Below are 13,282 nucleotides of genomic sequence, written 5' to 3'. Positions count from 1 at the left end.
TACTCGCATGGCAAACGACTATATCAACACCCAACAGCGCGCAGTGGTGCATCAACTAGCGCGGAGCTGGCTGTGGCGCAGCGAGTTGCCAACGTGGGCATTGATGGTGACCGTGTACGGCGGCTGGTTTGCCTGTGTGATTTACTGGCAAACGCTGGGGCTGCTCGCTACTACCCTGCTGCTGATTGTGTTGACCACCTGGTATATGTCGCTACAGCATGAGTTGATCCATGGCCATCCCACGCGTTTCCCTCGACTCAACCAGCTGTTTGGCACCCTGCCGCTGGCGGTGTGGTATCCCTATGGCTTATATCGCGATTCGCATCTGGCACATCACCGCAATCACACCCTGACCGAGCCGGATGAAGATCCGGAAACCTATTACTTGTCACCGGAACGCTGGGCGCAGCTCAAACCGTGGCAGCAGCGCATAATCCATCTGCGCAATACTTTTCCCGGCCGTTTACTGCTGGGGCCGCTGCTGGATATCGCGGCTACGCTTAAGATGATGCTGCTGGCGCGGGATCGTGCAGCTATCACCATGTGGGTGATTCATCTCACACTACTGGCGGGGCTTTTTTACTGGATGCAGCAGCAAGGATTGTCGCCGCTGTGGTTTGTGTGTGCAGTGAGTTATCCGGCACTGGCACTGACTAAAGTGCGATCCTTCTACGAGCATCGCGCAGAAGAAGCGCCCCTGGCGCGCTCCGTGAATAACGAAGCCGCGTGGCCGTGGCGCCTGCTATTCCTGAATCTCAACTATCATTCTGTACATCACGATTTGCCCGGTTTGCCATGGTACGGTTTGCGCAAAGTCTATCTGCTGTATCGCGACGGTTACCATCAGCGCAATCACGGTTTCCGCGTCGCCGGTTATGGCGAGTGGTTGCTGCGCTTCTGGCGCAAACCGGTCAACGTTAACGCCCATCCGGGTACGCACAAGGATGCACAGCATGCCAATCATTTCATTGCCGATGTACGACATCCACCATCCGACGACGCTTGGCCTGACCGCAGCGCTAACGACGCTGCTGAAAAAACGCGGCGTGCAGGCTGAGGTTGAATGGCACAGCGATTTATTGCCGCACTGGCGCGACGATAATGTGCTGTTGAGCCAGACCTGCGGCTATCCACTGGTGACCTCTTTGCCCGATGTACAACTGGTCGGCGCGTTTCAATCCAGCGCGCAAGGCTGTGAGGGGTTGCGCTATCGCAGTTGGTTGGTGGCGCGTAAAGAGGATGAGAATCTCACCTTGAGTGATTTTCGCGGTCGCCGCGCGGTATGCAACAGCGAAGATTCACACTCCGGCTTTAACTCACTGCGCTATGTGATCGCCCCACTGGCGCACGACGGCGCATTTTTTAGTGAAACGCTGCTTAGCGGCAGCCATCGTCAGTCTCTGGCGGCTCTACGCGAACAGCGTGCGGATGTCGCGGCGATTGATTGCATCACTTGGGCACTGCTGCGTACTCACCATCCTGAAGAACTTGCTGGGTTAGAGATCATCGGCGAAACGCCGCTGTGTGCGGCGCTGCCACTGATTACCTCTGCGAGAACCGATGCCGCCACCCTTGAGCATTTGCGCAGCGCCCTAACCGAACTCACCACGGATAAGAAGTATCAGCTGCTGTTGGCACAAAGTCTGATCAGCGGTTTTGCTGTGCCAGATCGAGCATTTTATGACGAGGTGCAAGCGTGGGAAGATCAGGCAGCAGAATATGGTGTGACTGCGTTGTGATATGAGGGGTAGCGGCGAGATGTGTCTGTCTGCCTGGTGCCATGCGGTTAAATGATGCGCGATAAATCGCGCCGCTACGGGTTGTGCGGCGCTTTAACAGATTATTACGCCACATGCTGTCGGGCGCTTTATCAAAGTATTACGCCACATGCTGTCGGGCGCTTAACAGAGTATTACGCCACATGCTGTCGTGCGCTTTAACAGAGTATTACGCCACATGCTGTCGTGCGCTTTAACAGAGTTTTACGCCACGTGCTGACGGCGCTGATCGGCAAACTGGTTTGCTGGCTCGGCTAAGCCCAGGTTCGCACGCAAGGTTTCCCCTTCATACTCCGTGCGGTAGATACCACGTGCCTGCAGCAGTGGGATCACCTGTTCTACAAAATCATCAAAGGCATTTGGCGTGCCGCCGCGTACGATAAAGCCGTCGGTTGCACCTGCAAGGAACCATTGCGCCAGTCCGTCTGCCACTTGCTGTGCGGTGCCGAGGAAACTCGGACGCGGTGTGGCCTCTTCCAGTGCCGCCTGGCGCAACGTCAATCCGCGCTCACGAGCATTCTGTTTGATCTTATCGGTGGTGCTGCGGAAGCTGTTTGCGCCGAGATCGCCAATCTCTGGGAAGGGTTCGTCCAGTGCATATTGGCTGAAATCATGATGTTCAAAATAGCGCCCCAGATACTCCAACGCTTTGTCGATGGTCACCAGCTCGGCGGTTTGCTGATAGCGCTGCTCGGCTTCCTCTTCGGTTGCACCAATGATCACACTGATGCCCTGGAACACACGAATATCATCGGCATCACGGCCGCGCGCCACTAAACGACGGCGCACGTCTTCACGGAATTCTCGTGCCTCTTCCAGCGTCTCCTGGCGGGTGTATATCGCATCCGCTGCTTCTGCCGCAAAGGCTTTCCCCGCTTCAGAGGCACCCGCCTGGAACACAATCGGGCGTCCCTGCGGTGAGCGGCCAACGTTTAATGGCCCTTGCACGGCAAAGTATTTCCCCTTGTGATTCAGCGTGTGCAGTTTGTCTGCATCAAAGAACTGACCGCTGGCCTTGTCGCGTACGAAGGCATCTTGTTCCCAGGAATCCCACAGCCCTTTCGCCACCTGCAAATATTCGCTGGCAACACGATAGCGCTCATCGTGTTCAGGGTGAGTCGCACGTGAGAAGTTTTTCGCTGAACCTTCCAGCGGCGAGGTCACGACATTCCAGCCAACACGGCCGCCACTGAGCTGATCAAGGCTGGCAAACTGGCGTGCCACGGTAAACGGCTCGCTGTATGAGGTGGACAGCGTCGCGACTAAACCGATCTTTTTCGTCACCAGTGATAACGCCGAGAGCAACGTTATTGGCTCAAAGCGATTAAGGAAATGCGGGATCGACTGCGGCGTGATGTACAAGCCATCGGCGACAAATAAAAAATCAATCTTCGCCTGCTCGGCTTTACGCGCCAGATCCAGCACATAATCGACATTAATGCTGGCATCGGCTACTGCATCAGGATGGCGCCATGCGGACATATTGCCGGATACACCTTGAATGATGGCGCCTAACCGCAGCTGGCGTTGTGTCTGACTCATGTCATGCTCCTCTTATACGTGTACGGGCTGCCAGTCAGGTATGACCGGTAGCGCCTGAAGTAGTTTTTGTGTCCACGGGTGCTGCGGTGCAGCAAACACCTGCGTCAGTTCCCCGCTTTCCACAATGTGGCCGTTTTGCATTACCAGCACGCGATCCGCCAGATGCTGAATCACGCCCAGATCGTGAGAAATAAACAGCAGTGCGGTACCGTGCTCGGCCTGCATTTCTGCCAGCAGATCCAGCACCTGTGCCTGCACTGACACATCCAGTGCGCTCACCGGCTCGTCGGCCACCAGCAGTGCGGGATTGGGCGCAAAGGCACGCGCAATCGCCACGCGCTGGCGCTGCCCGCCTGAAAGCTGTTGCGGATAGCGCTGCAAGAAGCGGTCGCCAAGCTGCACTTCATCGAGCAACTGACGCACGCGCTGACGCCGCGCATCGCCAAAGATACCGACGCTGTCGAGGCTCTCGCCGATAAGTTTCTCGACCGTGTAGCGTGGGTCGAATGAGCTGAACGGGTCCTGCGCAATCAGTTGTAGACGGGCACGACGCGCGCGGCGGGCTTTCTCTGGCAGGCGATCCCAGCGTTCACCTTCCAGCTGTAGCGTGCCGCTGTCGGGTTCCGTTAAGCCCATCACCACTTTCACCAGCGAGGTTTTGCCGGAGCCAGATTCTCCGACCACGCCCAGGGTTTCTCCGGCATGCAGGGTGAAATTGATGTTGTTGAGTACCTGACGCTCGCCATAGGCTTTGTTGAGGTTGATGCTCTCCAGCAACGGTGATTTGCCCAGCTTTGGGCGCGGTGGTAACGGTGTGGGTTCGGTGGCACTTAAGCGCAGTCCGCGCGTGGCGGGGGTTGGAATCGCGCGCAACAGACGTTGGGTCCAAGCGTGTTGGGGCTGACTCAGCAACGCGCCACTGTCGCCCTGCTCCACCACTTCTCCCTCGCGCATCACTAAAACGCGATCCGCCAGCTCCGCTACCACCGCCAGATCGTGGCTGATCAGCAACAAACCGTGGCCGTCGCGGCGGCGCTGGGCCAGCAGTTGCAGGATTTGGCGCTGCACCGTCATATCCAGCGCGGTCGTCGGTTCATCGGCAATCAGTAACGTGGGGCTGCCCGCCAGCGCGGTGGCAATCAACGCACGCTGCCTCTGGCCGCCGGAAAGCTGATGAGGATAACGCGTCAGGCGACTCTCGGCATCATGGATACCCGCCGCTTTCAGCAGGGCCAGACTCTTCTCCTCAATCCCCTCACGATGTCCAGCGGCATTCAATGCATCACTCAGCTGCTGGTCAATACGGCGCAACGGATCGAGTGACACCAACGCATCCTGCAGTACATAACCGATGCGCCGACCACGCAGTGCACGCCAGTCATTGCGGCTAGCCTTGCGCATGTCGCGACCATCAATCTGGAAGCGGTCTGCACTGATCTCCGCCCCTTCGGGCAACAAACCGAGCAAGCTGCGTGCGGTCAGGGTTTTACCCGATCCAGATTCCCCTACCAGCGCCACCGATTCACCCGGCCATACCTGTAGGTTGAGATTTTTCACCACCTGCTGTGGGCCAAAGCGAATGCTGAGATTTTGAATATCGATAAAGGGTTGGCTCATGCGCTTCTTCCTTCAAAACGGGCCTGCCAATAGCGGCCCAGCGTATTCACCGCAATCACGGTCAGGGTGATAAACACCCCCGGCCATACGGCGATCCACCAGGCATTGCGCAGATAGTTACGCCCTTCCGCCAGCATCAAGCCCCATTCGGCAGTCGGCGGTTGTGGCCCCATGCCGAGGAAGCTCAATCCGGCGGTGCCGATAATGGCGGTGCCAAGACCCAGCGTGGCTAAAGCAGGCACTTGCGCGATGGCATGTGGCAGGATATGGCGAGTGACCAAGGTGAAGCGTGACAAACCAAATGTACGTGCCTGCTCAACATAGCCAGAGGTCATTACCGTATAGGTTTGTGCACGCACCACGCGGGCAAAACGCGGCACCGACGCCACGCCGAGTGCAATAATCAGGTTATTGGTGCCCGGTCCGGTAAAGGCAATCAGCATCAGTGCCAGCAGCAGATCCGGGAATGCTGAAATCACGTCCACCGCGCGGCTTAACAGCTCATCGGTCACGCCACGCGCCAGCGCAGCAAACAGACCCAGTAAGGTGCCAAACACCACCGCCAGAGCCATGGCGGCCACGCTGATCAACAGCGAATAGCGGCTACCGAAAATGACGCGAGTCAGCAGATCACGTCCAAGCTGATCGGTGCCCAGCCAATGTGCGGCGGAAGGCGGCAACTGGGCATTGACCGGATCGGCTAACAATGGATCGCTGTGGGTGAGCACACCCGGCGCTATCACCGCGATGGCGAGTAATACCAGGTAAAGCAGTGCCAGCCACACTGCGCTGGGTAATGTAGTCGGTAGCCTTTGCAGTGCAGCAATCATGATTTGCTCTCCCCACGCAGACGCGGGTCGATCCACAGTGACAGGATATCGACCAGCGTACTCATCACCACGTAGATCAGCGCCGAGAGAATCGCCACCGCCAGCACCACCGGAAGGTCCTTGGCTAAGACGGCATCAACGGTCAGCTTGCCGAGGCCAGGGCGACCAAACACCTGCTCCGTGATCACCGCGCCGCTCAGTAAGCCCCCCACCAGCCAGCCGGTTAAGGTCACTGCCGGTAACGCGGCATGCCGCAGCGCGTGGCGCAAACGTATGGTGGTTTCCCCGACACCCCAAGCGCGCAGTGTCAGTGTGAACGGAGCGTCCAGCGCACGCTCCAGCTCACGGCGCAGCAACTGTGCCATTACCGCCCCTTGCGCCAGGCCCAGCGCCAGCGCGGGCAACACCAGAGAAGATAACGATCGATCGCCCGCCACCGGGAACCAACGCAGCGTGAAGCTGAAAATAAACAGCAACACGATGCCCATCCAGAATGAAGGCGTGGACGCCAGCAACAGCTCAACGCTGTTGGCAACATGGCGCCCAATGCGACGATGTGCCGTTCCCACAGCAACGGCTACGGCGAAAATAATGCTCACCAGCAGTGCTGCCAGCGTGAGCTTGAGAGTCGGCCACAGCTGGGTCGACAGCAGATGGCTCACCTCAGTGTTGAGCATATAGGAACGACCAAAATCGCCGTGCAGCACTCGCCACAGGTAGTGCAGATACTGCCACCACAGCGGTTCGTTCAGCCCCCATTCGGCACGAATCGCCGCTTCAATCGCCGGAGTGCGTACCTGCTCACCAATCAGCAAACTGACGATATCGCCGGGGGCTAAGTGCACACCGAGGAAGGCCAGTGAGACGGCGGCCCACAGCACCAGCACACCTCCCAGCAAGCGGCCCATAATGCGACGCGACAGTTCACCACGCCAGAGGGCTGGCTTACGCGGTCGCGGTGCGCGGGTTACGATGCTTTCCAGACTCATCTTCGCCTCCTGATTAATGGTCGCTGAGCCAGATGTCGTACGCGTTCTCCGGCATCTGCTTGTAGCTGCGGAAGCCTGCACCGTGCACATAGCGGGCTGCCGCAATCTGGTCTTCCGGTTCATATAACGGAATCGCTAATGCCTGCTGCGCCAGTGCGTAGTGCTGCAGCTGGCTGTAGAATTTGCGGCGTTGGTTGATATCCAAGGTGGCGGCGGCCTGATCGAGCCAGCCATTGATTTCAGGACTATTTACCCGGCTGTAGTTGATCGCCCCGCCGGCCTTGACTGGACGGTAATGGTTTTCGATATCAATGCCATCGGTTTCAGTATTCGAGTTGGCGATCGAACCAAAGTGGCCGCTGTTACGCACCTCGCATAGGTGCCGGAATCGACATAACGCAGTTTGATTTCGACGCCAAGACGTTGCCGTGCCTGAGCCTGAATCGCCTGTAACAATACATCACGCTGATCGCGCACTGTGGCCTGTGCCTGAATCACTTCGATACTCAGGCGCTGGCCCGCTTTGGTGCGGAAACCGTCACTATCACGGGTTTGCCATCCCGCTTCATCGAGCAGTTTATTTGCCGCCGTCGGGTTGTTGCCGTACTGCCCTTCCAAATCGTTGTTGTAGAGCGGATCCACGGGTGAGGTGATGCCCCACGCACGGGTACGCTCACCGCGATACACCGACTTCAGCAACGGATCGATATCCAACCCTTGTAGCAGCGCCTGGCGCACCTTCACATCCTGCGTAGGGCCATAGTCCACATTGAGAAATAACGAATAGGGTGTACCGGTGTTGAGGGCGTGCTGGTAGGTGAAATCCGCGCTGTCTTTAAACTCGCTGGCATCATTGCCCGAGATACCTTCAATCACATCCAATTGACCGGAGAGCAGTGCACCGGTGCGCACCGATGATTCCGGCAGAAAACGATAGGTCACCCGCTCCAGATAAGCGGGCCCTTGGTGATGTGCCGTCGCCGGTGCCCAGTTGTAATGGGGATTGCGCACCAGTGTCAGCTGCTGGCCCTTTTCGTAGCTTTCGATGATAAACGGCCCGGTTCCGGCGATCGATTTGCCACCGGCTTTAAGCTGCGGATCGTTCCAACTGGCAGGAGCCAGAATCTGTAACTTCGCGGCAAAAGAGAGAAATGGCGCATAACCCTGTTTTAGGGTGATTAGCACCGTGTCATTGTCGGGCGTTTCGACGCTGGCAATACGGGCGCTCAGTGCGCAGATGCTGGTACCGGCGCAATATTTTGGGTCCTGAACATGACGAAAATTCTCCGCTACCGCGTTAGCATCCAATTTTTCACCGTTTGAAAACGTGACATCACGCCGCAGCGTGAATCGATAGGTTTTCGCGTCCGGGCTGACTTCGTATCCTGTTGCCAGCCAAGGCACAAAACTGCCATCGGTACGGCGCGCCAGCAGTGATTCCCACACATTACGCAGCGTGACTTCCGCTTTTGACTGCCCATTTAACTGCGGGTTTAACGGTGCCGGTTCCGTTTCCACGCCATAAGTGAGTGAACCGCCGATGCGCGGTTGTTCTGCCGCCAAGCTGGTTATGCTGCTCAGCAGGCACGCCAGTCCTAGCGCCAGCGTGATTGAATTCGCTTTCATAATGTCCCTGTTGTTTTTTGGTGTGAATCAGGCGATTTTGGCGATGGGCTGCGGGTGGAATTCCTTTTTCAGGAACACCAGCGCTTCGCCCAACGCATTAGTACGATGATAAAACGGCTGATAACCACGACGCAGATACAACTCACTCAGCCAGGGATGTTTGGTGGCCGTCGCCAGATAAACTCCCGGCGCTTTGAGCGTTTGCTTCAGCAGTGTGTCTTCGGCGTAGCTGATGATTTCACGGCCATAGCCTTGCCCTTTGAAATCGGGGTCCACGGCAAACCAGTGGATAAACGGCAGCGATGAGGGCGCATCCGTCTCCTGCTGCCATGGAAAACGCACCGTGACCGTCGCAACGGCGCGCTTCCACTTACGCAGCACCAACACCGTTTCCTGCTCAATGACACGACGAACCTGCTCGACGTTGCCCTGTGAAATAGTGAAGTGCACATCCAGCGCCACCAGCGAGGCATAGGCACGTTGTAGTAAGGCAAATATTTCTTCGGCGTCGTCGGCGGTGGCGACCTGAATGGATTGGCTCATATTCGGACTTCCTGAATTTATCTTCAGGGAATTATTGAAATAGCGGGAATTAAAGTAAAACGAGAATAGTGGCAATGGATTTGTTAATTGTAGCAATAAGAAACCATTATTCCCTGACACAGCGTAGCGGCGCAATTTATTGCGCATCCATTAGCAATAAACTTGCTGGAGATATGCGCGATAAATTGCGCCGCTACGATTAGGTATGATTAATTAATGTTGGCTCAGCCACACGTCGTAAACGCTCTCCGGCATCTGCTTGTAACTGCGGAATCCGTAACCGTGCACATAGCTGGCGGTGGCGAGCTGATCTTCCGGCTCATACAGTGGAACGGCCAACGCTAACTGCGGCAGTGCACGCTGTTGCAACTCAGTGTAGAACTGGCGGCGCTGTTTCAAATCCAATGTGGCGGCGGCTTTATCCAGCAATGCATTGATATTGGCATCATTGACGCGGCTGTAGTTAATCGCGCCACCTTGCGCGATCGGCCGGTAGTGGTTTTCAATATCCACGCCATCGGTCGGGGTGTTGGAGTTAGCAATGGTGCCGAACTTGCCGCTCTTGCGTACGTCCGCATAGGTGCCGGAATCCACATAGTTGAGCTTAAGATCGATGCCCAAACGCTGGCGCGCCTGTGCCTGAATGGCTTGCAGCAAGACGTCACGCTGGTCACGCACTGTGGCTTGGGCCTGAATCAGCTCAATGCGCAGGCGCTCGCCATTTTTAGTGCGGAAGCCTTCGCTGTCGCGGGTTTGCCAACCTGCCTCATCCAGCAACTTGTTAGCGGCTTCCGGGTTATTACCGTATTTCCCTTCCAGCTCGTTGTTGTAGAGCGGATCAATCGGTGAGGTAATGCCCCACGCACGCGTGCGTTCACCGCGATATACCGACTTCAGCAGCGGGTCGATCTCCAGCCCTTGCAGCAGCGCCTGGCGCACTTTGACATCATGCGTCGGGCCGTATTCGACGTTGAGGAACAGCGAGTAAGGCGTGCCGGTATTCAGCGCGTGTTGGTAGGTAAAATCGCTGTTGTCCTTGAATTCACCGGCATCGTTACCGGAGATCCCCTCAATGGCATCCACCTGGCCAGAGAGTAAGGCGCCGGTTCGCACCGACGATTCCGGCAAGAAGCGATAGGTCACGCGATCGAGATACGCCGGACCTTGATGCGTCGCGGTGGCGGGTGCCCAATTGTATTTCGGGTTTTTGACGTAAGTGACCTGCTGGCCCTTCTCGTAGCTTTGCAAAATAAACGGCCCGGTGCCCGCAATCTCTGGACCGCCGGATTTCAGCTGCGACGATTTCCAACTGGAGGGAGACAGGATTTGCAGCCCGGCGGCGAAAGAGAGGAACGGCGAATAAACCTCTTTCAGCGTGATCACCACGGTGTGATCGTCTGGCGTTTCAATCTTGTCGATATGCGATCCCATCAGGCACAGACTGGTGCCGGCGCAGTATTGTGCCACTTGGGTTTGGCGGAAGTTTTCTGCTACCGCGTTCGCATCCAACTTTTCTCCGTTGGAGAAGGTCACATCGCGGCGCAGCGTAAAGCGGAAGGTTTTGCCATCCTCGCTGGCCTGATAACTCTCGGCCAGCCAGGGCACAAAACTGCCATCAGGACGGCGCGCCAGCAACGATTCCCAGAAGTTACGCAAGGTGATTTCGGCTTTATCCTGCCCGTTGAGTTGCGGGTTAAACGTAGTGGGTTCAGTTTCCACGCCCACCGTCAGGCTGCCGCCGCTGACCGGTTTATCGGCGGCAATAACGCTGAATGCGCTTCCCAGCAGGCTAATGCCCAGCGCTAAAGCGAGAGAATTCTTTTTCATATTATCCTTGGTGATAGCAGGTGTTATTTTGAATAGCCGTAGTCCGGCCTGTTTTTAATTCCCGCTAAATTATTAAAATCCGGATAAATAAAAGTAAAACGACAATTATGGCAATCGATGTGATGAAATGATTTAAAGGCGAAAAAAAAGCGCAATAAATTGCACCGCTACGGATAAAACTTGTATTTGTAGCGGCGCGATTTATCGCGCAATATTTTAATACGGCATCCGTGCCGCCCAAAAAATTACTCCGCGCGTGCTGCCATAATGCTCTCGGCCACATTGCGTGGGGCTTCGGCGTAATGCGCAAATTCCATGCTGTAGGTCGCACGGCCTTGCGACATGGATCGCAGCGTGGTGGCGTAGCCAAACATCTCTGACAACGGCACTTCAGCGCGAATAATGCGTGCACCAAAGCGCTCGTCCATGCCTTGCAGCGAACCGCGACGCGACGACAGATCGCCCATTACGTTGCCGGCATACTCCTCAGGCGTTTCCACTTCCACCTGCATAACCGGCTCCAGAATGGCCGGATCGGCTTGTTTCGCGGCCGCTTTAAAGCCAAAAATCGCTGCCATGCGGAAGGCCATTTCCGAGGAGTCGACATCATGATAGGAACCGAAGGTCAGTGTGGCCTTAAGATCCACCACCGGATAACCGGCCAGTACACCGGAATTCAGCGCTTCACGAATCCCCTTCTCCACTGAAGGAATAAACTCGCGCGGCACCACGCCGCCTTTGGTGGCATCCTCAAAGGAAAATCCTGCACCTGCTGCCTGCGGTTCCAGCGTCAGCACTACATGGCCATACTGCCCTTTACCGCCCGACTGGCGCACAAACTTGCCTTCCACATCGTGAACCGTCTTACGAATGGTTTCACGATAGGTCACCTGTGGACGACCAATGTTGGCTTCCACACCGAATTCCCGCTTCATACGATCAACGATGATCTCCAGATGCAACTCACCCATACCGGAGATAATCGTCTGCCCTGACTCTTCATCGGTGTGCAAGCGGAATGACGGATCTTCTGCGGCTAAGCGCTGCAACGCCAGCCCCATTTTCTCCTGATCTGCCTTGGTTTTCGGCTCAATCGATAGCGAAATCACCGGGTCCGGGAACTCCATACGTTCCAGTGTGATCACCGCATTCGGATCGCACAGCGTTTCGCCAGTCGTCACCTCTTTTAAACCGACACAGGCGGCAATATCACCTGCACGAATCTCTTCGATTTCGATGCGATCGTTTGCCTGCATCTGCACGATACGCCCGATGCGCTCCTTGCGCCCTTTCACCGCATTCCACACGCTGTCGCCTTTGCGTAAGACACCCGAATAGACACGCACGAAGGTGAGTTGGCCCACATAGGGATCGCTCATCAGTTTGAAGGCCAGCGCTGAGAACGGCTCATCGTCATCAGCATGGCGTTCATCGTGTTCGCCTTTTTCGTTCACACCGGAAACTGGCGGCACGTCCAGTGGCGAAGGCATCAGCTCAATCACCGCATCAAGCATGCGCTGTACGCCTTTGTTTTTAAAAGCACTACCGCACAGCATCGGTTGGATCTCGCCAATCAGCGTGCGCTGACGCAATCCGGCGATCACCTCTTCTTCGCTCAGGTCGCCCTGCTCCAGATAGCGATCCATCAGCGCTTCACTGGCTTCTGCCGCAGCGGCCACCATGTTCTCACGCCATTCGGCGGCCAGCGCCTGCAGCTCATCAGGGATTGGCGCATAACTAAACGTCATGCCCTGGCTGGCATCATCCCAATAGATGGCGCGCATCTTGTTGAGATCCACCACGCCCGCGAAGTGCTCTTCCGCACCAATGGGAATCACAATCGGCACTGGGTTGGCATGCAGGCGATCTTTCATCATCTGCACCACACGGAAGAAGTCCGCGCCCTGGCGATCCATCTTGTTGACGAAGGCAATGCGCGGTACGTGATATTTGTTGGCCTGACGCCACACGGTTTCTGACTGCGGTTGTACGCCACCCACGGCGTCATACACCATGACGGCACCATCTAACACGCGCATCGAGCGTTCGACTTCGATAGTGAAATCCACGTGTCCGGGAGTATCGATAATGTTGATACGGTGCGGCGTAAAACTGCCATCCATGCCCGGCCAGTAACAGCTCACTGCCGCCGAGGTGATGGTAATGCCACGCTCCTGCTCCTGCGCCATCCAGTCAGTGGTTGCCGCGCCATCGTGCACTTCACCCAACTTGTGGCTCATCCCGGTGTAAAACAGGATGCGCTCCGTTGTGGTGGTTTTACCGGCATCGATGTGCGCGGAGATGCCGATGTTGCGATAACGTTCGATAGGTAGGGGTCGGGGCATGATGCGTCCTTAGTCTGTTCGACTGGATAAATAGGCGAGCACCATTGCCCGCCGCTGCGCAACAGCATAGACCCATTGTACGAGTAAATACGAACAGTTTGAGCCTTTTCTAACCATCGGGGAAATCTTGCATTGAATTCAGCATTTACGGGCTGGCAAGCTTGCGTTGTGCGATTTATGGTAAG

Annotated in this window: 9 protein-coding genes and 1 pseudogene; 2 read left to right on the top strand and 8 right to left on the bottom strand. The window is 56.4% G+C overall.

Annotated elements, in window-relative coordinates:
• Positions 1-7 precede the first annotated feature (7 nt).
• Together HA51_RS13980 and HA51_RS13975 are read left to right on the top strand one after the other, a co-directional pair.
• On the top strand, positions 8-1,057 hold the full coding sequence (locus HA51_RS13980) for a fatty acid desaturase (RefSeq protein ID WP_084935174.1): 1,050 nt from the start codon (positions 8-10) through the stop codon (positions 1,055-1,057).
• Positions 945-1,739, top strand: coding sequence for a phosphate/phosphite/phosphonate ABC transporter substrate-binding protein (locus HA51_RS13975; RefSeq protein WP_084935172.1), 795 nt, complete (start codon positions 945-947; stop codon positions 1,737-1,739). Before HA51_RS13980 ends, HA51_RS13975 begins: the two co-directional genes overlap by 113 nt.
• 243 nt (positions 1,740-1,982) lie before the next feature.
• Here HA51_RS13975 and HA51_RS13970 read toward each other — a convergent pair whose 3' ends face one another.
• From HA51_RS13970 to fusA, 8 genes and pseudogenes are all read right to left on the bottom strand, one after another.
• Positions 1,983-3,320 (bottom strand): LLM class flavin-dependent oxidoreductase, encoded by a 1,338-nt coding sequence (locus HA51_RS13970; RefSeq protein ID WP_084935169.1) that lies wholly within the window; start codon positions 3,318-3,320, stop codon positions 1,983-1,985.
• Between the two features lie 12 nt (positions 3,321-3,332).
• Positions 3,333-4,937 (bottom strand): dipeptide ABC transporter ATP-binding protein, encoded by a 1,605-nt coding sequence (locus HA51_RS13965; RefSeq protein ID WP_084935167.1) that lies wholly within the window; start codon positions 4,935-4,937, stop codon positions 3,333-3,335.
• Positions 4,934-5,767 carry an ABC transporter permease gene (locus tag HA51_RS13960; RefSeq protein ID WP_084935164.1) on the bottom strand — a complete coding sequence of 278 codons (834 nt, stop codon included), beginning with the start codon at positions 5,765-5,767 and terminating at the stop codon, positions 4,934-4,936. The genes HA51_RS13965 and HA51_RS13960 overlap by 4 nt, the downstream gene beginning before the upstream one ends.
• Complete coding sequence (locus HA51_RS13955; protein WP_084935161.1) at positions 5,764-6,756, bottom strand: ABC transporter permease; 993 nt, start codon at positions 6,754-6,756, stop codon at positions 5,764-5,766. Before HA51_RS13955 ends, HA51_RS13960 begins: the two co-directional genes overlap by 4 nt.
• 13 nt (positions 6,757-6,769) lie before the next feature.
• Positions 6,770-8,382, bottom strand: a pseudogene (locus HA51_RS13950) (ABC transporter substrate-binding protein).
• Between the two features lie 27 nt (positions 8,383-8,409).
• On the bottom strand, positions 8,410-8,925 hold the full coding sequence (locus tag HA51_RS13945; protein WP_084935158.1) for a GNAT family N-acetyltransferase: 516 nt from the start codon (positions 8,923-8,925) through the stop codon (positions 8,410-8,412).
• A 213-nt stretch (positions 8,926-9,138) separates the two neighbouring features.
• Entirely contained in the window at positions 9,139-10,752 is a 1,614-nt protein-coding gene (locus HA51_RS13940; RefSeq protein ID WP_084935155.1) for an ABC transporter substrate-binding protein, read from the bottom strand.
• A 245-nt stretch (positions 10,753-10,997) separates the two neighbouring features.
• On the bottom strand, positions 10,998-13,097 hold the full coding sequence (gene fusA, locus HA51_RS13935; RefSeq protein ID WP_084935153.1) for an elongation factor G: 2,100 nt from the start codon (positions 13,095-13,097) through the stop codon (positions 10,998-11,000).
• Positions 13,098-13,282: the final 185 nt, after the last annotated feature.

The organism is Pantoea rwandensis (assembly GCF_002095475.1).
Classification (GTDB): Bacteria; Pseudomonadota; Gammaproteobacteria; order Enterobacterales; family Enterobacteriaceae; genus Pantoea; species Pantoea rwandensis.
This window is presented reverse-complemented; position numbering and strand designations above follow the sequence as displayed.